This window comes from Modestobacter sp. SSW1-42, assembly GCF_046635825.1.
GTDB lineage: Bacteria > Actinomycetota > Actinomycetes > Mycobacteriales > Geodermatophilaceae > Modestobacter.
The window spans coordinates 526,004-549,052 of the sequence record NZ_JBISCA010000001.1; the positions used below are offsets into that span (position 1 = coordinate 526,004).

21 protein-coding genes, 1 tRNA gene and 1 pseudogene are annotated in these 23,049 nt (G+C 75.7%); 19 read left to right on the forward strand and 4 right to left on the reverse strand.

Annotated elements, in window-relative coordinates:
* The first annotated feature begins 202 nt into the window (after positions 1 to 202).
* From rplU to holA, 13 genes and pseudogenes are all read left to right on the forward strand, one after another.
* Positions 203 to 514 (forward strand): 50S ribosomal protein L21, encoded by a 312-nt coding sequence (rplU, locus tag ACGBYP_RS02625; RefSeq protein ID WP_411581710.1) that lies wholly within the window; start codon positions 203 to 205, stop codon positions 512 to 514.
* 4 nt (positions 515 to 518) lie between these two features.
* On the forward strand, positions 519 to 794 hold the full coding sequence (rpmA, locus tag ACGBYP_RS02630; protein ID WP_411581711.1) for a 50S ribosomal protein L27: 276 nt from the start codon (positions 519 to 521) through the stop codon (positions 792 to 794).
* A gap of 150 nt (positions 795 to 944) precedes the next feature.
* Positions 945 to 2,435, forward strand: coding sequence for a GTPase ObgE (gene obgE / locus ACGBYP_RS02635; protein ID WP_411581712.1), 1,491 nt, complete (start codon positions 945 to 947; stop codon positions 2,433 to 2,435).
* The gene (gene proB, locus ACGBYP_RS02640) at positions 2,432 to 3,538 is read left to right on the forward strand and encodes a glutamate 5-kinase (protein ID WP_411581713.1); all 1,107 of its coding nucleotides are present in this window, start codon (positions 2,432 to 2,434) and stop codon (positions 3,536 to 3,538) included. Before obgE ends, proB begins: the two co-directional genes overlap by 4 nt.
* Before the next feature lie 29 nt (positions 3,539 to 3,567).
* Positions 3,568 to 4,047, forward strand: a complete 480-nt coding sequence (gene def, locus ACGBYP_RS02645) for a peptide deformylase (protein WP_411581714.1) — start codon at positions 3,568 to 3,570, stop codon at positions 4,045 to 4,047.
* A 186-nt stretch (positions 4,048 to 4,233) separates the two neighbouring features.
* Entirely contained in the window at positions 4,234 to 5,484 is a 1,251-nt protein-coding gene (locus ACGBYP_RS02650) for a glutamate-5-semialdehyde dehydrogenase (RefSeq protein ID WP_411581715.1), read from the forward strand.
* A 270-nt stretch (positions 5,485 to 5,754) separates the two neighbouring features.
* On the forward strand, positions 5,755 to 6,495 hold the full coding sequence (nadD, locus tag ACGBYP_RS02655; RefSeq protein ID WP_411581716.1) for a nicotinate-nucleotide adenylyltransferase: 741 nt from the start codon (positions 5,755 to 5,757) through the stop codon (positions 6,493 to 6,495).
* Positions 6,492 to 6,953: a ribosome silencing factor gene (rsfS, locus tag ACGBYP_RS02660; RefSeq protein ID WP_411581717.1), complete on the forward strand. Its 462-nt coding sequence runs from the start codon at positions 6,492 to 6,494 to the stop codon at positions 6,951 to 6,953. Before nadD ends, rsfS begins: the two co-directional genes overlap by 4 nt.
* A complete protein-coding gene (locus tag ACGBYP_RS02665) occupies positions 6,950 to 7,708 on the forward strand; it encodes a histidine phosphatase family protein (RefSeq protein ID WP_411581718.1) in 759 nt (252 codons plus the stop codon). Before rsfS ends, ACGBYP_RS02665 begins: the two co-directional genes overlap by 4 nt.
* 46 nt (positions 7,709 to 7,754) lie before the next feature.
* Positions 7,755 to 8,615, forward strand: a complete 861-nt coding sequence (locus tag ACGBYP_RS02670; RefSeq protein WP_411581719.1) for a DegV family protein — start codon at positions 7,755 to 7,757, stop codon at positions 8,613 to 8,615.
* 135 nt (positions 8,616 to 8,750) lie between these two features.
* Entirely contained in the window at positions 8,751 to 9,587 is an 837-nt protein-coding gene (locus ACGBYP_RS02675; RefSeq protein WP_411581720.1) for a ComEA family DNA-binding protein, read from the forward strand.
* Between the two features lie 661 nt (positions 9,588 to 10,248).
* Positions 10,249 to 11,727, forward strand: a pseudogene (locus tag ACGBYP_RS02680) (ComEC/Rec2 family competence protein); the annotation flags it as partial.
* Positions 11,728 to 12,148: 421 nt separating this feature from the next.
* A complete protein-coding gene (holA, locus tag ACGBYP_RS02685; protein ID WP_411582222.1) occupies positions 12,149 to 13,051 on the forward strand; it encodes a DNA polymerase III subunit delta in 903 nt (300 codons plus the stop codon).
* A 110-nt stretch (positions 13,052 to 13,161) separates the two neighbouring features.
* Here holA and rpsT read toward each other — a convergent pair whose 3' ends face one another.
* Positions 13,162 to 13,422, reverse strand: a complete 261-nt coding sequence (gene rpsT, locus ACGBYP_RS02690; protein ID WP_411581721.1) for a 30S ribosomal protein S20 — start codon at positions 13,420 to 13,422, stop codon at positions 13,162 to 13,164.
* A gap of 253 nt (positions 13,423 to 13,675) precedes the next feature.
* Between rpsT and lepA the strand changes: the two genes are divergently transcribed.
* Together lepA and ACGBYP_RS02700 are read left to right on the forward strand one after the other, a co-directional pair.
* The gene (lepA, locus tag ACGBYP_RS02695) at positions 13,676 to 15,505 is read left to right on the forward strand and encodes a translation elongation factor 4 (protein WP_411581722.1); all 1,830 of its coding nucleotides are present in this window, start codon (positions 13,676 to 13,678) and stop codon (positions 15,503 to 15,505) included.
* Entirely contained in the window at positions 15,502 to 16,155 is a 654-nt protein-coding gene (locus ACGBYP_RS02700; protein ID WP_411581723.1) for an MOSC domain-containing protein, read from the forward strand. Before lepA ends, ACGBYP_RS02700 begins: the two co-directional genes overlap by 4 nt.
* Position 16,156: 1 nt before the next feature.
* On the opposite strand, the gene ACGBYP_RS02705 is transcribed toward ACGBYP_RS02700, so the two are convergent.
* Entirely contained in the window at positions 16,157 to 17,122 is a 966-nt protein-coding gene (locus ACGBYP_RS02705) for a zinc-binding dehydrogenase (protein WP_411581724.1), read from the reverse strand.
* A gap of 58 nt (positions 17,123 to 17,180) precedes the next feature.
* The gene (gene selD, locus ACGBYP_RS02710) at positions 17,181 to 18,182 is read right to left on the reverse strand and encodes a selenide, water dikinase SelD (protein WP_411581725.1); all 1,002 of its coding nucleotides are present in this window, start codon (positions 18,180 to 18,182) and stop codon (positions 17,181 to 17,183) included.
* A 60-nt stretch (positions 18,183 to 18,242) separates the two neighbouring features.
* Between selD and ACGBYP_RS02715 the strand changes: the two genes are divergently transcribed.
* The 3 genes from ACGBYP_RS02715 to selB all read left to right on the forward strand — a co-directional run bounded on the left by ACGBYP_RS02715 (position 18,243) and on the right by selB (position 21,445).
* A tRNA-OTHER gene (locus ACGBYP_RS02715) sits at positions 18,243 to 18,338 on the forward strand.
* A 60-nt stretch (positions 18,339 to 18,398) separates the two neighbouring features.
* On the forward strand, positions 18,399 to 19,709 hold the full coding sequence (gene selA / locus ACGBYP_RS02720) for an L-seryl-tRNA(Sec) selenium transferase (protein ID WP_411581726.1): 1,311 nt from the start codon (positions 18,399 to 18,401) through the stop codon (positions 19,707 to 19,709).
* Complete coding sequence (gene selB / locus ACGBYP_RS02725) at positions 19,700 to 21,445, forward strand: selenocysteine-specific translation elongation factor (protein ID WP_411581727.1); 1,746 nt, start codon at positions 19,700 to 19,702, stop codon at positions 21,443 to 21,445. Before selA ends, selB begins: the two co-directional genes overlap by 10 nt.
* Positions 21,446 to 21,451: 6 nt before the next feature.
* On the opposite strand, the gene ACGBYP_RS02730 is transcribed toward selB, so the two are convergent.
* The gene (locus ACGBYP_RS02730; protein WP_411581728.1) at positions 21,452 to 21,610 is read right to left on the reverse strand and encodes a hypothetical protein; all 159 of its coding nucleotides are present in this window, start codon (positions 21,608 to 21,610) and stop codon (positions 21,452 to 21,454) included.
* A 164-nt stretch (positions 21,611 to 21,774) separates the two neighbouring features.
* On the opposite strand from ACGBYP_RS02730, the gene hemW reads away from it, so the two are divergent.
* Entirely contained in the window at positions 21,775 to 23,007 is a 1,233-nt protein-coding gene (hemW, locus tag ACGBYP_RS02735) for a radical SAM family heme chaperone HemW (RefSeq protein ID WP_411581729.1), read from the forward strand.
* Positions 23,008 to 23,049: the final 42 nt, after the last annotated feature.

A 23,049-nucleotide genomic window follows, 5' to 3' on the forward strand; every position in this document is an offset into this window, starting at 1 on the left:
CCCGCCGCCCCGCACGCCGGGGCGGCGGGCAGGAGGGGTTCGACCCGGACACCGCCGCTCGGGTACGCTGGACGGGTTGCTCCGCCACGACAGGCCACCTGTGGGTGCGTCGCGTCGGCGGACGACCGTCCAGCACTCGGCCGCGCGCCGGGGTGTGCGCAGGACACAGTGCTGGATACAGGAACCGATCGAGGAGTCAGTGGTGTACGCAGTCGTCAAGGCCGGTGGAACGCAGCACAAGGTGGGTGTGGGTGACACGTTCACCGTCAACCGCCTGAGTGGGGTGGCCGGTGACACCGTCACCCTCCCGGCCATCCTCCTGGTGGACGGCGACACCGTCACCGCCGACGCCCAGACCCTCGCCGGGGTCACCGTGACCGGCGAGATCGTCGAGCACGGCAAGGGCCCGAAGATCCACATCCACAAGTTCAAGAACAAGACGGGCTACCACAAGCGCCAGGGGCATCGTCAGCCCCTGACCAGCGTCGTGGTCCGCGACATCACGAAGGGCTGACGACATGGCACACAAGAAGGGCGCATCGTCGTCCCGCAACGGCCGCGACTCCAACGCCCAGCGCCTGGGCGTCAAGCGCTTCGGTGGCCAGGTCGTCAAGGCCGGCGAGATCATCGTCCGCCAGCGCGGCACCCACTTCCACCCGGGTCTGGGCGTCGGCCGCGGCAAGGACGACACGCTGTTCGCCCTCGTCCCCGGCGCGGTGACCTTCGGGTTCCGTCGTGGCCGTCGCGAGATCGCGATCTCGGCCGTCGAGGCCCGCGAGACCGTCTCCGCGTGAGCACGGGCCTCCCCGTGAGGGAGGCCATCCAGTACTGAGCGGGTGGCGGTGCCGACATCGGCGCCGCCACCCGTTTCCCATTCCAGCCCCGTTCCGAGGCCCGGCCCGCGGGTCGGGTGGACCGGGTCCTTCCAGAGAGAGGCGGCGACCATGGCCGCTTTCGTCGACCGGGTGACCGTCCACGTGACCGCCGGCAACGGGGCGCACGGCGTGAGCTCCGTGCACCGCGAGAAGTTCAAGCCCCTCGGCGGACCCGACGGGGGCAACGGCGGCGACGGCGGGGACGTCGTCCTCGAGGTCGACCCCAACGTGCACACCCTGCTGGACTACCACCACTCGCCGCACCAGAAGGCGGGCAACGGCCGGCAGGCCGCCGGTGACTACAAGAACGGCGGTCGCGGCGAGGAGCGCGTGCTCAAGGTGCCGCCGGGCACGGTGGTCTCCATCGGGGGCGAGGTCGTCGCCGACCTGGTGGGCGCCGGCACGCGGCTGGTGCTGGCCCGCGGCGGCAAGGGCGGGCTCGGCAACGCCGCGCTGGCCAACGCCCGCCGCAAGGCCCCCGGCTTCGCGCTGCTCGGTGAGCCCGGCGAGTCCGTCGACGCCGTGCTGGAGCTCAAGAGCATCGCCGACGTCGGCCTGGTCGGCTACCCGTCGGCGGGCAAGTCCTCGCTGGTGGCCGCCATGTCCGCAGCCCGGCCGAAGATCGCCGACTACCCGTTCACCACGCTGGTGCCGCAGCTGGGCGTGGTCCGCTCCGGCGACGTCACCTACACGATGGCCGACGTCCCCGGGCTGATCCCCGGCGCGTCGACCGGCAAGGGCCTGGGGCTGCAGTTCCTCCGCCACGTCGAGCGCTGCGCCGTGCTGGTGCACGTCGTCGACATGGCCACCATGGAGCCCGGACGCGACCCGGAGAGCGACATCGACGCCCTCGAGCACGAGTTGCGCGAGTACGGCGGCGAGGAGCTCGACCTGGTGGGCCGGCTGCGGATCGCCGTCCTCAACAAGATCGACGTGCCCGACGCCCGTGAGCTGGTCGACCTGGTGCGCACCTCGCTCGAGGAGCGCGGGCTGCAGGTGTTCCCGGTCAGCGTCGCCACCCACGAGGGCCTCACCGAGCTGGGCTACGCCCTGGCGCGCGCCGTCGAGGAGCACCGCGCCGCGCTGCCCGAGGTCGAGCCGGTGCGCATCACGCTCACCCCGCGTGCGGTCGACGACGGCGGCTTCACCGTCCAGCCCGACCCGCGCACCGACGGCTGGCTGGTGCTGGGCACCCGGGTCGAGCGCTGGATCAAGCAGACCGACTTCAACAACGACGAGGCCGTCGGCTACCTCGCCGACCGGCTCAACCGCCTCGGCGTCGAGGAGGCGCTGGCCAAGGCCGGCGCCGTCCCCGGCGACGCGATCACCGTCGGCGACGTCACCTTCGACTGGGAGCCGACCCTCCCCGCGGGCACCCTCACCATCGAGGAGACCGCGGGCCTGGGCGGCCGCGGCACCGACGTGCGCCTGGAGGACAACGCCCGGCCGAGCGCCGACGAGCGGCTGGCGGCCAAGAAGGCCCGCCGGCTGCCCTACGAGCTCGCCGACGCCGACGGGTGGATCGACGCCGACCTCATCGAGGGCGACGCCGCCACGTGAGCACGCGGGCAGACGTCGCCGCCGCCTCCCGGGTGGTGGTCAAGGTCGGTTCCTCGTCCCTGACCACCCTGCCCGGGGGGCTGGACGTCGACCGGCTGCGCGCGCTGGTCGACGTCCTCGGGGCGCTGCGGGCCGCCGGCCGCCAGGTCGTGCTGGTGTCCTCCGGCGCGATCGCGGCCGGGCTGGCGCCGCTGTCGCTCACCGGGCGGCCGCGCGACCTGGCCACCGCGCAGGCCGCGGCCAGTGTCGGGCAGCTGCGGCTGGTGCAGACCTACGCCGACGCCTTCGCCGGCCACGGGGTGACCGTCGGGCAGGTGCTGCTCACCGCCAACGACCTCACCCGGCGCAGCCACTACCGCAACGCCCAGCAGACCATCGAGCGGCTGCTGGCCCTCGGCGTCCTGCCGATCGTCAACGAGAACGACACGGTGGCCACCGAGGAGATCCGGTTCGGCGACAACGACCGGCTGGCCGCGCTGGTCGCCCACGTCGCGGTCGCCGACGCGCTGGTCCTGCTGTCCGACGTCGACGGCGTCTACGACGGCGACCCGCGCACCGGACCGGCCCAGCTGGTCGACACCGTGCACGGCCCCGACGACCTCGCCGCGGTGGCGCTGGGCTCGGCCAGCCGCAACGGCGTGGGCACCGGCGGGATGGCCACCAAGGTCGAGGCGGCGCTCATCGCCGCCCAGGCCGGGGTGCCCGTCGTCGTGACCTCGACCCCGCAGGCCGCGGCCGCGCTGGCGGGGGAGCGGGTGGGCACGCTGTTCGCCGCCAGCGGGCGGCGTCCCTCGGCGCGGCAGTTCTGGCTGCGGTACGCCAGCCGCCCCCGCGGGCGGCTGCTGCTCGACGACGGTGCGGTGCGGGCGGTCCGGGAGCGGCACGCCTCGCTGCTGGCCGCCGGCGTCACCGGGGTGACCGGCGAGTTCCTCGCCGACGACCCGGTCGAGCTGGTCGGGCCGGACGGCGTGGTCGTCGCCCGCGGGCTGGTCGCCTACGACGCCCGCGAGCTGCCCGCGCTGCTGGGCCGCAAGACCGGCGACCTGGACCCGGAGCACCGGCGCGAGGTCGTGCACCGCGACGAGATGGTCCTGGTCGGCTGACCGCAGCTCGCAGCTGACAGGATGCACCGGTGACTGTGCGCCTTATCCGCGAGATCGGTGACCCGGTGCTGCGCACCCCGGCCGACCCGGTCCGCGCGTTCGACAAGGACCTCGCCGCGCTGGTCCGCGACCTCGAGGACACCGTGGACCACCCCGGCCGGGCCGGGGTCGCGGCCACCCAGATCGGGGTCGGCCTGCGGGTGTTCTCCTACAACGTCGACGGCGTCATCGGGCACATGGTCAACCCGGTGATCACCGAGCGGTCGGAGGAGACGCAGGACGACGACGAGGGCTGCCTGTCGATCCCCGGGCTCTACGCGCCGACCGTGCGGGCCATGCACTGCGTCGCCGAGGGCTTCGACGTCCGCGGCGAGCCGCTGCGGATCGAGGGCAGCGGCCTGCTGGCGCGGTGCCTGCAGCACGAGGTCGACCACCTCGACGGCAGGCTCTTCGTCGACCGGCTCACCGGCGAGGCCCGCAAGCGGGTCCTCCGCGCGCTGCGCAGCTGACCGCCGTCCGCGGCCGGGATCAGGTGACCTGATCGTCGGTGCTCCTGGCTCAGCGCACACGGTGAGCCAGGAGCAGGCGCGGTGAGCCCGGACGGCGGTGAGCCGGACGCGCGCTGAGCGGACAGCAGTCGGTGAGGACGCGCGCGGAGCTCGGACGGGAGTGCCCTCGCGCGTAACCTGGCGGCCGTGTCCGACGCTGACCTGCCGCTGATCGGGGCCGCTGCGGCCCGTGCCCGTGAGGCCGCCCGGGTGCTGCGCACGCTGCCCACCGAGACCAAGGACGCCGCGCTCACCGCGATGGCCGAGGCCCTGGGCGAGCGCGCCGACGAGGTGCTGGCCGCCAACGCCGCCGACGTCGCGGCCGCCGCCGCCGAGGGCACCGCGGAGTCGGTGCTCGACCGGCTGCGGCTGGACCCGGCACGGCTGGCCGGGGTCGCCGACGCGCTCCGCCACCTGGTCTCGCTGCCCGACCCGGTCGGCGACGTCGTCCGTGGGTCGACGCTGGCCAACGGGCTGCAGCTGCGGCAGGTGCGGGTGCCGCTCGGGGTGGTCGGGATCGTCTACGAGGCCCGCCCGAACGTCACCGTCGACGCCGCCGGCCTGTGCCTGAAGAGCGGCAACGCGGCGCTGCTGCGGGGCTCGGCCTCCGCGCACCGCACCAACACCGCGCTGGTCGCCGTCCTCACCGAGGCCGCCGAGAAGGCCGGGCTGCCGGCCGGCTGCATCGCGCTGCTGCCCGCCAACCGCGCCTCGGTGGGCGAGCTGCTGCACGCCCGCGGGCTGGTCGACGTGGTGATCCCGCGCGGCGGGGCGTCGCTCATCGCCCGCGTGGTGGCCGAGGCGACGGTGCCGGTGATCGAGACCGGCGTGGGCAACTGCCACGTCTACGTCGACGCCTCCGCCGACGCCGCGATGGCCGAGGCGATCGTGCTCAACGCCAAGACCTCACGGGTGAGCGTCTGCAACTCCGCCGAGACGCTGCTGGTGCACCGCGACGTCCCGTTCCTGCCGCGGCTGCTGGCCGCCCTCGCCGACGCCGGGGTCACGCTGCACGGCGACGAGGCGGCGCGGGCCGCGCACGAGGCCGTCGTCCCGGCCACCGACGAGGACTGGGCCACCGAGTACCTGTCGCTGGACATGGCCGTGCGCGTGGTCGACGACCTGCCGCAGGCACTCGACCACATCGCGCGGTGGGGGAGCGGCCACTCGGAGGCGATCGTGGCCGACTCGGCGCGGGCGATCGCCGACTTCACCGCCGGGGTCGACGCCGCCGCCGTCCTGGTCAACGCCTCCACCCGGTTCACCGACGGCGGCGAGTTCGGGTTCGGCGCCGAGATCGGCATCTCCACGCAGAAGCTGCACGCGCGCGGGCCGCTCGGCCTGCCCAAGCTCACCTCCACCACCTATGTCGTCACCGGCAGCGGCCACGTCCGCTGAGCCCAGCGGCCGGTCCTCGGCAGTTGGTCGCCGCACACCCGTAACCGAGACGGTTCCGTCACGTTGTGCAGTGCAGGACGGCGGCCACCGGTCCGCGGGAGCGCTCTCCGGGGCGCGCGCGGGCGGAGCCGTCGGCGACCGGCTGCACGGGGGGGCCGGTCGGCGGGCGGGGGTCGGTGACGACCACCGCCCGCCCTCCCCGGCGTGCCGGTGGCGCCGGAGCCGGTGGTCGGACGACCGGCTCCGTCCGGACCGGGCTAGTCTCGGTCGGTGGCAGCACGTCGACTCGGGGTGATGGGCGGGACGTTCGACCCTGTCCACCACGGCCACCTCGTGGCCGCCAGTGAGGTCGCCGGCCTGTTCGGGCTGGACGAGGTGGTGTTCGTGCCGACCGGCCAGCCGTGGCAGAAGACCGAGCGCGGCGTCAGCCCGGCCGAGGACCGCTACCTCATGACGGTCATCGCCACCGCGTCCAACCCGCGGTTCTCGGTGAGCCGGGTCGACCTCGACCGCGAGGGCCCGACCTACACGATCGACACCCTCGCCGACCTGCACCGTCTCCACCCCGATGCGGAGCTCTTCTTCATCACCGGCGCCGACGCGCTCGCCCAGATCGTCGGCTGGCACGAGACCGACAAGCTCTTCGGGCTGGCGCACTTCGTCGGGGTGACCCGGCCGGGCTACCAGCTCGCCGACGCCGACCTGCCCCGGGGCGCGGTCAGCCTGGTCGAGGTCCCGGCGCTGGCCATCAGCTCCACCGACTGCCGCGACCGGGTGCAGCGCGGGATGCCCGTCTGGTACCTGGTGCCCGACGGCGTGGTCCAGTACATCGAGAAGCGCGGGCTCTACCGGGGAACGCCCACCGGTGCCGTGCTGCCCGGCACGGAGCCACGGCTCCCCGGGCCCCCGGCAGGTGGGCCCCGGGCCACCGACGCCGCCCGCCCCACCCTGCCCGACGACCCAGCCCCCGGGGACGACGCGTCCCCCGAACCGCAGGAGAACCCCCGATGACCGCCTCAGCCGAGGCACGTGAGACCGCGCTCATCGCAGCGCAGGCCGCCGCCGACAAGCTCGCCACCGACGTGTCCATCGTCGACGTCAGCGACCGGCTGGCCATCACCGACGCGTTCGTCCTGACGTCGGCGCCCAACGAGCGGCAGGTGCAGGCGATCGTCGACGCGGTCGAGGAACGGCTGCGCGAGCACGACATCAAGCCCGTCCGCCGCGAGGGCGTGGCTGAGGGCCGCTGGGTGCTGCTCGACTTCGTCGACGTCGTGGTGCACGTCCAGCACGCCGAGGAGCGCGCCTACTACGCCCTCGAGCGGCTCTGGAAGGACTGCCCGGTGATCCCCTTCACCGACAGCGCGGCCCCGCCCGCCGCCGCAGCCGCCCCGGCGGCCGACGAGCCGGACGACGACGAGCCCACCGACGGCACGGCCGACGCGGACCTGGACGAGACCGACCGGTGACCGCAGGCCCGGCCGCCCCGCCGGTGCACCGCCTGCTGGTGTGGCGGCACGGGCGCACCGCCTGGAACGCCGGTGGGCGGTTCCAGGGCCAGCTCGACCCGCCGCTGGACGACGAGGGGCGGGCGCAGGCGGCCCGCACCGCGCCGCACCTGGCCGCCCTGCTGCGCGGTGAGGACACCGTGCTGGTCTCCAGCGACCTGCACCGGGCCCGGGACACCGCCGGTGCGCTGGCCCCGCTGCTGGGCGTGGGCGTCCAGGTCGACGGTCGGCTGCGTGAGCACGGGCTGGGCAGCTGGGAGGGCCTGACCCGCGACGAGGTGGCCGAGCGTCACCCCGGTCAGTACGCCGACTGGATCGCCGGTCGTCCGGTGCCCGGCCGGGGCGGTGAGGCGCAGGCCGAGGTGGCGGCGCGGGCGCTGGCCGCCGTGGCCGACCTCCCGCCGGCGGACGTGGCCGTGCTGGTGACCCACGGTGGCACCGCCGGCCGGCTGATCGAGGCGCTCCTGGGGCTGGGTGCCGAGCAGCGGCGGGTCTTCGGCCCGCTGGGGAACTGTCACTGGAGCGAGCTGTCGTTCCAGGCGTCGGGCTGGCGGCTGATGCGGCACAACCTGGCCGCGCCGGCGACCGTCGAGGGCCGTCGCGCCGGATCCAGCGGCGACCGCGGGCCGTTCCCGGGCCCGTCGGCCTCCGACGTCCCGGACGTGGCAGAGCCCCCGGCCGACACCGCGGCGACGGACGCCGACGCCGCCGGCTGAGCGACGTCCCGGTACCGCGGTGCCGGACCGCGGCTAGCCTCGCGCCATGTCCGTCGCCGTGGTCACCGACTCGACGGCCTACCTCCCCGCCGACCTCGTCGCCCGGCACGGGATCGAGGTGGTGCCGCTCTACGTGGTGCTGGCCGGGCGGTCGGGCCGGGAGGGCAGCGACGTCACGTCCGCGGAGGTGGCCCGGTCGCTGGCCGCGCGCGGCGGGCAGGTGACCACCAGCCGGCCCACGCCGGGGGACTTCGTCGCGGTCTACCGGCGGCTGCTGGCCGGCGGCGCGGACCGCTTGGTGTCGGTGCACCTGTCCGGGGAGCTGTCGGGCACCTGGGACGCCGCCCGGGTCGCCGCCTCGCAGGTGGGCGAGCACCTGGTGACCGTGCTGGACTCGCGCTCGGCGGCCATGGGCAGCGGCTTCGCGGTGCTGGCCGCCGCCCGGGCGGCCGAGCGCGGCGCCTCCGCCGAGGAGGTGGCCGCGGCGGCCCGGGACACCGCCGCGGCCACCCGCACCTTCTTCGTCGTCGACACCCTCGAGCACCTGCGCCGCGGCGGGCGCATCGGCTCGGCCGCGGCGCTGCTGGGCAGCGCGCTGGCGATGAAGCCGGTGCTGCACGTGACCGACGGGCAGGTCGTCGCCCTGGAGAAGGTGCGCACCTCGGCCCGCGCGCTCAACCGGCTCGTGCAGCGGGCCACGGAGGCGGCCGGCGAGCGCCCGGTGGCGGTGGCGGTGCACCACCTGGCCGCGCCCGAGCGCGCGCAGAAGCTGGCCGACCAGCTGGCGGCCCAGCTGCCGTCGGTGACCGAGGTCTTCGTCAGCGAGCTGGGCGCCGCGGTCGGGGCGCACGTGGGGCCCGGTGCGGTGGGCGTCGTGGTGGCGCCGGTGACCGGCGCCCCGGGCTGAGCAGTCGGTGGGCACGCCGCCCACCGTCCCCGTCGCCACCGGTCCCGCGGGCGCCGTCGTCCACAGCGCGGGTGACCGTCCACAACCTCGTCCGCGGGCCGCCGGGCCGGGCGGCGGGCTCCTAGCGTCCCTGCGGTGCGCTCCTCCGCCCGCCGCAGCGACGATGCCGACGTCATCCGCGCCCGCCTGCGGGTGCTGCTCGCCGAGGGCCGGGCGCGGGAGGGCTGGGTGCCGGAGGACGATCCCGAGCCCGACGAGTGGGACGACGACCCCGCCTCCGACGTGCCGGAGCCGCAGGCCGCGCCGGACGGGCCGCTGCCGGCCGGGCTGGGACGTCACCGGGCTCCCGGCCGGGCGGTCCGGCTCGACCCGGGACGGCGGGGCGCCTGGGCGGTGTGGGCGGTGGCCGTGGTCGCTGCCGCGGCGATGATCGGCTGGACCTGGCTGGGCCGCCCAGCGGTCGAACCGGTCCCGGCCACCGGGGCGACGGCTGCCCCGTCGGCTGCCCCGTCGGACGCCCTGGAGCCCGCACCAGGTGCGGGGCCCACGCCGCCGTCCGGGAGCGTCGTCGTGTCGGTGGTCGGACTCGTCGCCGCCCCGGGGCTGGTCACGCTGCCGGCCGGCTCCCGCGTGGCCGACGCGCTCGCCGCCGCCGGCGGGTTGCTGCCCGAGGCCGACCCGGCGTCGGTCAACGCCGCCGCCCTGCTGACCGACGGCCAGCAGATCGCCGTCGGTGTCCCCGGGCTGCCCGCCGACGCCCCGGCCGCGGCCGCCGACGGCGGGCTGCTGGACCTCAACACCGCCACCGTCGCCGACCTAGACTCCCTCCCGGGGATCGGTCCGGTGCTGGCCCAGCGGATCGTCGACCACCGGGCCGAGCACGGCCCGTTCACCTCCGTCGACCAGCTCGACGACGTCAGCGGCATCGGGCCGGCGGTCTCCGCCGAGCTGGCCGGGCGGGTCCGGGTCTGACGTGCCGTCGACCCGGCCGCCGGTCCGGCGGGCCCGCACCGAGCAGCGCTGGACGTGGGTGGACCTGCGGCTGGTCCCCGCCGCCGGCACGGTGTGGCTGCTCACGCTGGCCGCGCCCCACCTGCCGGTGCCGGTGCTGCTCACGCTCGCCGCCGTGGCGGCGCTGGGTGGCGCCGGGGTCCTCGTGCGCACCCGGCACGAGGCGTCGCAGGGCGCGGCGTCGTCGGTGCTGCTGCTCTGTCTGGCAGCGGTGACGCTGGCCGGCGCCGCGTCGGCGGTGCGCGGGCACGCCCGTGACCTCTCCCCGCTGGCCGGGCTCGCCGAGCGGGACGCCGTGGTCCCCGTCGTGGTCGAGCTGGACGACGACCCGCGGCTGCTGGCCGGGGCCGGGCTGCCCCGGGTGCTGGTCGCGGGCAGCGTCAGCGAGGCCGGCGGGCAGCCGCTGGACGGGGACCCGGTGCTGCTGTTCGGGCCCGCCGACGAGTGGACCGGTCTGCTGCCCGGGCAGTCGGTGCGGCTGCGCGCCGCGGTCCGGGCAGCCGAGCCGGGCGACGACGTCTGGGCGGTGCTGTCGGCCCGTTCCCCACCGGAGCCCGTCGGCGGCCCGGGCAGGGCGCAGGACGTCGCCGGTGCGCTCCGCCGGGGGCTCGCCGACTCCGCGGTGCGTACCCTGCCCGCGCGGCCGGCCGGGCTGCTGCCCGGGCTGGTCGTCGGCGACACCACCGCGATGGACCCGGCGCTCACCGCCGAGTTCCGGCGGGCCGGGCTGGCGCACCTGACCGCGGTGTCCGGCGCGAACGTGGCGATCGTGGTGGCGCTGGTGCTGTGGCCACTGCGCGCCCGGGGCAGCGACCGGCGGGTCCAGGCCCTGGTGGCCGCGCTGGCGATCGTCGGGTTCGTCGTCCTGGCCCGGCCGGGGGCCAGCGTGCTGCGGGCCGCGGCGATGGGCGCGGTCGGCGTGCTCGCCCTGGCGTCCGGCCGGGCCCGGGCCGCCGTGCCCGCGCTGGCCGCGACCGTGCTGGTGCTGCTGCTGGTCTCCCCGGCGCTGGCGACCGACGGGGGCTTCATGCTCTCGGTGGCGGCCACCGCCGCGATCGTGCTGCTGGCACCGGGCTGGTCCCGGTCGCTGCGGCGCCGGGGCGTCCCGCGGCCGGTCGCTGACGCGCTGGCGGTCAGCGCGGCCGCCGGGATCGTCACCGCCCCGCTCGTGGCGGCGCTGTCCGGGCTGGTCAGCCTGGTGTCGTTGCCGGCCAACCTGCTGGCCGCGCCGGCCGTCGCCCCGGCGACCGTGCTCGGGCTGCTGGCCGCGGTGGTCTCGCCGGTCCTGCCCGGTGCCGCCGACGGGCTGACCTGGCTGGCCGGCTGGCCGGTGCGCTGGCTGGTGCTGGTGGCCGAGCGGGCGGCGGCCGTCCCCGACGGGGCGACCGGCTGGCCGCGGGGTGCCGGGGGAGCGGTGTTGCTGGCCGCGGTGCTCGCCGCCGTCACCTGGGCGCTGGTGCGGTGGCCACGGTCACGGCCGCTGGCCCTGGCGGCGCTGCTGGGTGTGGTGCTGGTCGGCTGGCCGCTGCGCCAGGTCACCCGCGGCTGGCCGCCACCGGAGACGGTGGTCATCGCGTGCGACATCGGTCAGGGCGATGCCCTGGTGCTCCCCACCGCGCCGGGCGAGGCGGTGCTCGTGGACGCCGGGCCCCACGGCGTGCTCATCGACGGCTGCCTGGACCGGCTGGGGGTGCGCCGGCTGCCGCTGGTCGTGCTGTCCCACCTGGACGCCGACCACGTGGGCGGTCTGGCCGGGGCGCTGTCCGGCCGCGAGGTGGGCGAGGTGGTGACCGGCGCCCTCGCCCCGACCGACGACCGGGCGCCGGCCGTCGCGGAGGTGGTCGCCCGTGCCGGCGCCCGCCAGGCGGTGCTCGTGCCCGGCGACCGCCGGACCGTGGGCACCGCCGCGTTCGAGGCGCTGGCGCCCGACCCCGCACGGGCCACCGCCGGCGCCGAACCCAACGACCTGAGCCTGGTCCTCAAGGCCACCCAGCGCGGGCTCCGGGTGCTGTTCAGCGGTGACCTCAGCGCCGCGGCCGAGGCGCGCGTCCTGGCCGGCGGCGCCGACCTGTCCGCCGACGTGCTGAAGGTGCCCCACCACGGCAGCGCGGACGCCGACCCGGCGTTCCTGGCGGCCAGCGGTGCCGCCGTGGCCCTGGTGTCCGTGGGGGCCGACAACACCTACGGCCACCCCGCCGACCGGCTGCTGGACTGGCTGGCACAGACGGGCATGCGCACCTACCGCACCGACCGGGACGGCGACGTCGCCGTCGTGGGCCGGGCCGGCAGCTGGGGCGTGGCCGTGCGTGGCCCGGACGCGGTGCTGCGCGCCACGGCCGCCGGCCCCGCGCCCGCGCCGGCTCCCGCCCCCGGGTCGGTGACGACGCCCCGGTCCGGTCGGTACCGCGTGGCAGCATGGAGCCGTGGCAGCAGCACCCCCGGCACCGACGTCCCGCCTGCGCGTCGTGGCCGGCGAGGAGGAGCTGCTGCGCGCCCGGGCGGTGAGCGCCGTGCGCGCCGCGGTGCGCGAGGCCCACCCCGACAGCGAGGAGCACGAGCTGGCCGCCGCCGGGCTCGCGCTCGGGCAGCTGAGCGACGCCCTCGCGCCGTCGCTGTTCGGCGGGCACCGGCTGGTCGTGGTCACCGGCGTGCACGAGGCGGCCGCGGCGCTGGCCGACACCCTGATCAGCTACACCAAGGACCCCGACCCGGAGCTGACGCTGGTGCTGGTGCACCACGGCGGCAAGCGGAACGAGGCGCTGGTCAAGGCGTTCAAGGCCGCCGGCGCCGCGATCGACGACTGCCCGAAGATCAGCTCGGCGGGGGAGCGGATCGCCTTCGTGCGCAACGAGGTTCGGCACGCCGGCGGGCGGATCACCCCCGACGCGGTCACCGCGCTCCTGGACGCGGTGGGCAACGACCTGCGCGGGCTGTCGGCCGCGGCCGGCCAGCTGGTGTCGGACTTCGGCGGCGCCATCGACGCCGACGCGGTGGCCCGCTTCCACCGCGGGCAGGCCGAGGTCACCGGCTTCACCGTCGCCGAGCGGGTGCTGGTGGGCGACACGGCCGGCTCGGTCGAGATGCTGCGCTGGGCGCTCGACCGCGGGGTGGCGCACGTGCTCATCGCCGACGCGCTGGCCGACGGGGTCCGCACCGCGGCCCGGGTCGCCTCGCTGAACACCACCAACATCGGTGAGCTGGCCCGCCAGCTCAAGCTCCCGCCGTGGAAGGTGAAGAAGGCCCAGTCACAGGCCCGCGGCTGGACCATCGACGCGCTGCAGCAGGCCATCGGGGTGGCGGCCTCGCTCAACGCCGACGTCAAGGGCGCCGCGGCCAGCGCCGACTACGCGCTGGAGCGCGCGATCCGGCAGCTGGTGGCGATCCGTGCGGCCGGCGCCGGCGAGCGGGCCCGTTCCTTCCGCTGACCTGCCGCCCGCGGGCAGCGCGTCGGCCCCTGCAACGGCGACGAGCCCCTCTCCCGGCGGGGAGAGGGGCTCGTCGGCGAGGCGACCGGCACGCGGTCGCGCTCGGGAGGTCAGAGGCTGGCGGCCTTCTTGGCCAGCGCCGACTTGCGGTTCGCGGCCTGGTTCTTGTGGATGATGCCCTTGCTGGCGGCCTTGTCCAGCGCCTTGCTGGCGACCTGCAGCGCGGTGAGGGCGGTCTCCTTGTCCCCGGCCTCGGCGGCCGTGCGGAAACGACGGACGGTCGTCTTCAGCGAGGACTTGACCGCGACGTTGCGCTTGCGCGCGATCTCGTTGGTCTTGATCCGCTTGATCTGGGACTTGATGTTCGCCACGCGTGAGCCTCGAATGTCTCTGGGAGTCTGGGTCAGTGCTCGTGCTGAGTCGCACGTCCGCGGCGCAGGGGAGCGCACTGCGGACCGGCCTCACAAGATACCAGCCCGGCGCTGCGCACCCAACAGCCGCGGGCAGGCCGCGGTCCGGCGCCCGGTCCTGCGTGCCGATCGGCCGTCGACCGCCACACGGCGGACGACCTCGCCGTGGGCGATCGCTGAAGTGGGGCGCGGTCCGTGGGACGATGGGCGCACTGTGACGACTCCTGCCAGCACCGATCCCGCCCGGATCCGGAACTTCTGCATCATCGCCCACATCGACCACGGCAAGTCGACGTTGGCCGACCGGATGCTCGAGGTGACCGGCATCGTCGAGGGGCGCCAGATGCGCGCCCAGTACCTCGACCGGATGGACATCGAGCGCGAACGCGGCATCACCATCAAGTCCCAGAACGTGCGCCTGCCGTGGGAGGTCGACGGCGAGGAGTACGTCCTCGACATGATCGACACCCCCGGGCACGTCGACTTCACCTACGAGGTGTCCCGCTCGCTGGCCGCCTGTGAGGGCGCCGTGCTGCTGGTCGACGCCGCGCAGGGCATCGAGGCGCAGACGCTGGCGAACCTGTACCTGGCGATCGAGAACAACCTGACGATCATCCCGGTGCTCAACAAGATCGACCTGCCCGCGGCCCAGCCGGAGAAGTTCGCCGCCGAGATCGCCAACATCATCGGCTGCGACCCCTCCGACGTGCTGCGGGTCAGCGGCAAGACCGGCGTGGGAGTCCCCGAGCTGCTCGACGAGATCGTCGCCAAGATCCCGGCCCCGGTCGGCGACGCCGAGGGCCCCGCCCGGGCGATGATCTTCGACTCGGTCTACGACATCTACCGCGGCGTCATCACCTACGTCCGGGTCATGGACGGCCGCATCTCCGGCCGCGACCGGATCAAGATGATGTCCACCGGCGCGGCCCACGAGCTGCTCGAGATCGGCGTCATCTCCCCGGAGCCCAAGCCGGTCGAGGGGCTCGGCGTCGGCGAGGTCGGCTACTTCATCACCGGGGTGAAGGACGTCCGCCAGTCCCGCGTCGGTGACACCGTCACGCTGCAGCACAAGCCGGCCGCCGAGCCGATCGGCGGTTACAGCGACCCCAAGCCGATGGTCTACTCCGGCCTGTACCCGATCGACGGCAGCGAGTACCAGCTGCTGCGCGAGTCCCTGGACAAGCTGCTGCTCAACGACGCCGCCCTGGTCTACGAGCCGGAGACCTCCGCCGCGCTCGGCTTCGGGTTCCGGGTCGGCTTCCTCGGCCTGCTGCACCTGGAGATCGTCCGCGAGCGGCTGGAGCGCGAGGGCGGGCTCAGCCTCATCTCCACCGCGCCCAACGTCGTCTACCGGGTGGTCATGGAGGACGGCTCGGAGGTGGTCGTCACCAACCCCAGCGACTGGCCGCACGGGAAGATGGCGGCGGTCTACGAGCCGGTCGTCAACGCCACGATCATCGCGCCCAGCGACTACACCGGCGCCATCATGGAGCTCTGCCAGGGCCGCCGCGGGTCGCTGACCGGCATGGACTACCTGTCCGAGACCCGGGTCGAGCTGCGGTACACGCTGCCCCTCGGCGAGATCATCTTCGACTTCTTCGACGCGCTGAAGTCCCGCACCCGCGGCTACGCGAGCCTGGACTACCAGGAGGCCGGCGAGCAGCAGTCCGACCTGGTGAAGGTCGACATCCTGCTGCAGGGCGAAGCCGTCGACGCGTTCTCCGCGATCGTGCACAAGGACAAGGCGTACAGCTACGGCGTCCTGATGGCCGGCAAGCTGCGCGAGCTGATCCCCCGCCAGCAGTTCGAGGTGCCGATCCAGGCCGCCGTCGGCGCCCGGGTCATCGCCCGCGAGACCGTCCGCGCGATCCGCAAGGACGTCCTGGCCAAGTGCTACGGCGGTGACATCACCCGCAAGCGCAAGCTGCTGGAGAAGCAGAAGGAGGGCAAGAAGCGGATGAAGATGGTCGGCCGCGTCGAGGTCCCCCAGGAGGCCTTCGTGGCCGCGCTCTCCACCAACGAGTCCACGGCCGCCAAGAAGTGACCGGGCGGCTGGAGGCGGTCTGCGTCTCGGGGTCCGACCTCCTGCCGCTGCCGGACCGGCGCCCGAACCGCTCCGGCATCGACAAGAAGCCGGTCGCCGGCCGGGTCGCCGTCCACCCGCTGGGCCTGGACGGCGACGTCCAGGTCAACAGGAAGCACCACGGCGGTGAGGGCCAGGCGGTCTACGCCTACGCCCAGGCCGACGCCGACTTCTGGTCCGCCGAGCTCGGCCGCGAGCTGCCGCCCGGCCGGTTCGGGGAGAACCTGCGCACGTCCGGCATCGACCTCGACGCCGCGGTCATCGGCGAGCGCTGGCAGGTCGGGACGGCGCTGCTCGAGGTGACCGCCTGGCGCACGCCCTGCGCCAACTTCGCCCGCTTCTGGGGCGTGCCCGACCTGGTGAAGCGGTTCGCCGCGCACGGCGCCACCGGCGCCTACCTGCGCGTGCTGGAGACCGGCGAGCTCGGTGCCGGCGACGCCGTCGAGGTCGTCTCCCGCCCCGACCACGGCATCACCGTGGCCACCGCCTTCCGGATCGTGATGAACCAGCGCTCGCGGCTGCCCGAGCTGGAGCCCGCACTGCCGTACATGCCGCTCAAGGACCAGCCCGTGCTCGCAGCGAAGATCGAGAAGCAGCGCGCCCGCGCCTGACTCAGACCGAGAAGACGATCTTGCCGTTGGTGCGCCCCTCGAGCATCCGGGCGAACCCCTCGCGGGCCTCACGCAGCGGCAGCTCGACGTCGATCTGCGGCCGCACCCCGGTGACCTCCAGCATCCGCAGCAGGTCCGACAGCTCCTCCCGGGTGCCCATCGTCGACCCGACCACCGACAGCTGGGTGAAGAAGACCCGGTTGAGCTCCGCGCTGGGGTCGAAACCGGTGGTGGCGCCGCAGGTCACGACGACACCGCCCGGCCGGAGCGACCGGATGCTGTGCCCCCAGGTGGCCTTCCCGACGCTCTCCATCACGCCGTCCACCCGCTCGGGCAGCCGCGCGCCGGGCTCGAACGCCTGGTCCGCGCCCAGGGCCAGCGCCGCCGCCCGCTTCTGCTCGCTGCGGCCGGTGACCCACATCCGGTAGCCGGCGGCCGACCCCAGCTGCACGAGCGCGGTGGCCACGCCGCCGCTGGCACCCTGCACCAGCACGGTCTGCCCCGGCCGAAGCCCGGAACGGACGAACAGCATCCGGTAGGCGGTCAGCCAGGCGGTGGGCAGGCAGGCCGCCTCGGCGAACGACAGCGCGGCGGGCTTCGGGACGACGTTGCGCGCCGGGACGACGACCCGCTCGGCCAGCGTGCCCTGGTACCGCTCGGACAGCAGCGAGCGCTTGGGGTCCATCGTCTCGTCGCCGGTCCACCCGGGGCTGGTGATCACCGAGTGGACGACGACCTCGGTGCCGTCGGCGGCGATGCCCGCGGCGTCGCAGCCCAGGATCATCGGCATCCGCTCGGCCGGCAGCCCGACGCCGCGCAGGCTGAACAGGTCGTGGTGGTTGAGCGCCGCCGCCTCCACCGTCACCGTCGTCCAGCCCTCGGGCGCCTCGGGTTCCGGGCGCTCGCCGACCTCCAGCACCGAGAGCGGGTCGTCGGGGGAGGGTGTGGAGACGAACGCGGCCAGCATGCCGGGAACCTACTCCCGCCCCCGGGGCGGCCAAAGTCGCGACTTCGGCCCCCAGGGGCTACCGGACGACGACGGCGAACTCCTGCTGGGCGACGAACTCGCCGATCACCGGGGCGCCGGGGACCTCGCCGCCCAGCAGCAACCCGCCCGAGGTCTGCGCGTCGGCCAGCAGCAGCGCCTCCTCGTCGGACACGTGCGACAGGTCGGTGTGCGGGCGCACCCAGTCCAGGTTGCGGCGGGTGCCGCCGGAGACCCAGCCGTCGGCCACGGCCTGCCGCGCACCGGCCAGGTACGGCACGGCGGCGGCGTCGACGACCGCAGTCACGCCGCTGGCCCGGGCCATCTTGTAGAGGTGGCCGAGCAGGCCGAAGCCGGTGACGTCGGTGCCCGCGCGGATCCCGGCGGCGACGGCGGCGACCGAGGCCTCGGCGTTCAGCGCGCCCATCGACGCGATCGCCTCGGGCGAGGGTTCGCCGGTGTTCTTCATCCGGTTGTTGAGCACGCCCACGCCGAGCGGCTTGGTCAGCGACAGCGGGGTGCCGGCCACCGCGGCGTCGTTGCGGATGATCTTGTCGATGTCGACCAGGCCGGTCACGGCCATGCCGTAGGTGGGCTCGGGGGAGTCGATGGAGTGCCCACCGCCCACGTGACAGCCGGCCTCGTGGGCGACCTCCAGACCGCCGCGCAGCACCTCGGCGATGAGCTCGACGGGGAGCACGTCGCGCGGCCAGCCGAGCAGGTTCACCGCCACGACCGGGGTGCCGCCCATCGCGTAGACGTCGGACAGCGCGTTGGCCGCCGCGATCCGGCCGAACGCGTACGCGTCGTCGACCACCGGGGTGAAGAAGTCGGTGGTGAGCACCAGGCCCTGTCCGCCGGCGAGGCGCACCACCGCGGCGTCGTCCCCGTCGTCCAGGCCGACGACCAGCTCGGCCGAGGGGTCGCGCGGGCCGGTGTGGGTGAGGCCGGCGACGACCGCCTCCAGCTCGCCGGGCGGGATCTTGCACGCGCAGCCTCCGCCGTGGGCGAACTGGGTCAGGCGGACGGCCGTCGCGGTCATGCCCCGAATCTACGACCGGCCCGCACGCCTGCGCCCGCGCGCCCCAGTAGGCTCGGCGGTGGAGGCGTCAGGGTGTCTGGTGGCCCCCGCGGCCTCTAAAGCCGACGTGATCGAGCATCTCGGTCAGGCGGGTTCGATTCCCGTCCGCCTCCGCCAGCCTGCTGCGGAGCCGGCCCCGCGGCCGGCTCCGCACCGGCGACCTAGGCTGGTCCGGTCATGACCGGAGACCCCCGCCGCGCCGTCCCCCGCACCGACGCCGTGCTGGCCGAGCCGCCGGTGGCCGCGGCCGTCGACCGGCTGGGCCGGGACCTGGTCAAGGGGCTCGTGCAGTCGGCGCAGCAGCGGGTGCGCGCCGGCGAGCTGGCGCCGGACGGCGTCGTCCCGGCGGTGCTCGCCGCCCTGCCCGGTACCGCGAGCAGCCTGTCGCCGGTGCTCAACGCGACCGGCGTGCTGGTGCACACCAACCTCGGCCGCGCGCCCTGGTCGGCCGCCGCCGTCGAGGCGGTCGTGGCGGCCAGCGGCACCACCGACGTCGAGCTGGACCTGGGCACCGGCCGCCGCGGGCCGCGCGGGGAGGGCGCGCTCGGGGCACTGCTGGAGGCGGTCCCGGCCGCGGAGGCCGCGCTGGTGGTCAACAACTGCGCCGCCGCCCTCGCGCTGGTGGCCACCGCACTGGGCGGGGAGCTGGTCATCGCCCGCGGGGAGCTGGTCGAGATCGGCGACGGCTTCCGCATCCCCGACCTGCTCGTGTCCACCGGCGCCCGCCTGCACGAGGTCGGCACCACCAACCGCGCCTCGCTCGCCGACTACACCGCGGCCCTGGGCCCGGACACCGGTGCGGTGCTCAAGGTGCACCCGTCGAACTTCGTCGTCCGCGGGTTCACCCGCTCGGTCGAGGTGACCGAGCTCGCGCCCGCGCTGGCCGGGACCGGGGTGCCGCTGGTCGCCGACGTGGGCAGCGGGCTGCTGCGCCCGCACCCGTTGCTGCCCGACGAGCCCGACCTGCAGACCACGCTGGCCTCAGGCGCCGACCTGGTGCTGTGCAGCGGCGACAAGCTGCTCGGCGGCCCGCAGGCCGGCATCGTGCTCGGCCGCGCGGACCTCGTGCAGCGGCTGCGCCGGCACCCGCTGTACCGGGCGCTGCGGGTCGACAAGACCACCCTGGCCGCCCTGGAGGCCACGCTGCGCGGTCCGGTGCCGCCGGTGCGGCAGATGCTGGACGCCGATCCGGCGCAGCTGTCCGCCCGCGCCGCCGCGGTCGCCGGGGCGCTGCAGGAGGCCGGGGTCGAGGCGGTCGCCGTCGCCGCCACCGCCCGGGTCGGTGGGGGAGGGGCGCCGGAGTTCGAGCTGCCCAGCGCCGCCGTCGCCCTGGACGCCCGGTTCGCCGAGCCGCTGCGCGCGGCCAGCACCCCGGTCGTGGGTTACGTCGAGGGCGGGCGCACCCTGCTCGACCTGCGCAGTCTGCTGCCCGCCCAGGACAGCCAGCTCGTGGCCGCGGTCCGGGAGGTGGCAGCTGCGTGGACGTGATCGCCACCGCGGGGCACGTCGACCACGGCAAGTCGACGCTGGTCCGCGCGCTCACCGGCATGGAGCCCGACCGGTGGGAGGAGGAGCGCCGCCGCGGCCTGACCATCGACCTCGGCTTCGCTTGGACGACGCTGCCCTCGGGCCGCCGGCTCGCGGTGGTCGACGTCCCCGGGCACGAGCGCTTCGTGGGCAACATGCTCGCCGGCGTCGGCTCGGTGCCCGCCGCCCTGGTCGTGGTCGCCGCCGACGACGGCTGGTCGGCGCAGACCGCCGAGCACGTGGCCGTGCTCGACGCCCTCGGGGTGCGGCACGGGCTGCTCGCGGTCACCAAGTCCGACCTCGCCGACGCCGCTCCCGTCCTCGCCGACGCGCAGGAGCGGCTGGCCGGGACGTCGCTGGGCCGGCTGCCCGCGGTCGCCGTCAGCGCCTGCACCGGCGCCGGGTTGCCGGAGTTGTCGGCGCTGCTGGAGCAGGTGCTCGCCGGTCTGCCCGCCCCCGACCGGGCCGCGCCTGTGCGGCTGTGGGTCGACCGCGCGTTCACCATCAAGGGCGCCGGTACCGTGGTCACCGGCACGCTCGCCGCCGGCACCGTGGCCGCCGGCGACCGGCTGGACCTCGACGGCGAGCCGGTCACGGTGCGCGGCCTGCAGTCCCTCGGCGAGCCGGTCGAGTCCGCCGCCGCGACCGCGCGGGTGGCGCTGAACCTGCGCGGGGTCGCGGTCGAGCAGCTGTCCCGCGGCGCGGCACTGCTCACCCCCGACGCCTTCCGCCGCACCGCCGACCTCGACGTCTCGCTCGTCGCGCCGGTCGAGGACAGGCTGCCGGCCGAGCTGGTCGTGCACATCGGCTCGGCCACGGTGGCCGCCCGGGTGCGCCCGCTCGACGGCAGCGCGCTGCGGCTGCGGCTGACCGAGCCGCTGCCGCTGCGGGTGGGCGACCGGCTGCTGCTGCGCGACCCGGGCGCCCGCCGGGTGTTCGGCGCCGACGTGCGGGACGTCGACCCGCCGGAGCTGCGCCGCCGCGGGGCCGCCGCCAGCCGCGCCGCCGAGCTGGCCGGTCAGCCGACCGGTGAGGCCGGGGCGCTGGCCGACCTGGCGCGGCGCCGGTTCGTGCGCCGTGCGGACTTCGTGGCGATGGGCTGGCCGGTGCCCGCCGGCGTGCCCGCGGTGGGGCCGTGGCTGGTCGCGCCCGCGCTGGCCGACGAGCTGGCCGCACGGGTGCCGCAGGTGGTGGCCCGCTACCGGCAGCTGCGGCCGCTGGAGCCCGGCCCGCCGGTGGCCGTGCTGCGCTCGGCGCTGGAGCTGCCCGACGTCGAGCTGGTGCCGGCGTTCGTGCGCCCGCCGCTCTCGCTGCGCGACGGCCGTGTCGTCGCCGAGTCCGCCGGCCTGCCGCCGGAGGTGCAGCGGGCCGTCGACGGGATCCGCGCCCGGCTGGCCGAGGCGCCGTTCGCCGCCCCCGAGGCCGGTGACCTGGTGGCCGCGGGGCTGGGCGCGCGGGAGCTGGCCGCGGCCGTGCGCGACGAGCAGCTGGTGCGGATCAGCGAGGGCATCTACCTGGCGCCCGGGGTGGCGGAGGTGGCCCGCGCCCGGCTGGCCGCGCTGCCACAGCCGTTCACCCTGAGCCAGGCCCGGCAGGCGTGGGGCACCAGCCGCCGGGTCGCCGTCCCGCTGGCCGAGTGGCTCGACGCGCGCGGCATCACCGTGCGCGAGCCGGACAACACCCGCCGGCTGCGCTGAGCCGCCTCAGGGGACGGGGCCGAGGAGCGCCGTCCGCCAGGCCTCCTGCAGCGGGGGCTCGACGACCGGCGGCGGATCGGCGTCCGTCGTCTCCACGGCGTCCTCGGGCCGCACCCGCTCGGGGAGCTGCCGGTACCGCGCCCGCGGGTCCTCCGGGTCGGTCATGGGCCCAGCGTGGGGGCGCGGCCGACGGCGGGCAAGGGCTCCGCGCACGCTCGTGCTCTGCTCACCAGGGTGAGCAGAGCACGAGCGTCGGCAGGACACCGTCGCCGAGGTCACCCGCCCGGCCCGCCGGCCGGCCGCCGGGAACGGTCACACTGGGAGCAGCGATGACCACCACCCTGCCGCTCCTCGGCGCGACCCCTGCCCTGCCTGCCGACCCCTCGATGCTGCCGGCGTCGTCGCGCGCGGGCCTGCAGTCGACGCCCTTCGGCCTCTACGTGCACGTGCCGTTCTGCGCGACGCGCTGCGGCTACTGCGACTTCAACACCTACACCTCCGACGAGCTGGGCCCCGGCGCCAACCGCAGTGAGTACGCCGGGACGGCGATCGCCGAGCTGCGGCTGGCCGCGCAGGTGCTGGGCCCGGACCTCCCCGCCGTCCGGACGGTGTTCGTCGGTGGTGGCACGCCCACCCTGCTGCCGGCGCACGACCTGGTCGCGGTGATGGACGCCGTTCGCGAGCACTTCCCGGTCGCGCCGGACGTCGAGGTGACCACCGAGGCCAACCCCGAGTCGGTCACGCCCGAGTCGCTGGCCACGCTGCGCGCCGGCGGCTTCACCCGGATCAGCCTGGGCATGCAGTCCGCCGCCGAGCACGTGCTCGCCGTCCTGGACCGCCGGCACACCCCCGGCCGGGCCGTGCAGGCTGCGCACGAGGCCCGGGCTGCGGGCTTCGAGCACGTCAACCTCGACCTGATCTACGGCGCCCCGGGCGAGACCGACGCCGACTGGCAGGCCTCCCTCGACGCCGTCCTGGCCGCGCCGGTCGACCACGTCAGCGCGTACGCGCTCATCGTCGAGAGCGGCACCCGGCTGGCCCGCCGGGTCGCCCGCGGCGAGCTGCCCATGCCCGACGACGACGTGCTGGCCGACCGCTACGAGATGGCCGACCGGGCCTTCGGCAGCGCGGGGCTGGGCTGGTACGAGGTGTCCAACTGGGCCCGCGACCGCGCCGCCCGCTGCCGGCACAACGAGCTGTACTGGGCCAACGCCAACTGGTGGGGGATCGGCCCGGGCGCGCACTCGCACGTCGGCGGGCTGCGCTGGTGGAACGTGAAGCACCCGGCCGCCTACGCCGACCGGATCGCCGCCGGCCTGCACCCGGCCGCCGACACCGAGCTGCTGGACGCCGACGACCAGGCGCTGGAGCGGGTGATGCTCGGGCTGCGGCTGCGCGACGGGCTGCCGCTGTCCGCGCTGTCGGCGGCGGGGCGGGCGCGGGCCGCCGAGTCCGTCGTCCGGGGGCTGCTGGAGGCCGGGCCTCACGAGGCGGGGCTCGCCGTCCTCACCGACCGCGGCCGACTGCTCGCCGACGCCGTCGTCCGCGACCTCACGGACTGAAGAAGGACCCCGCTGCCCCCACCCTCGCAAGCTCGCGGTGGG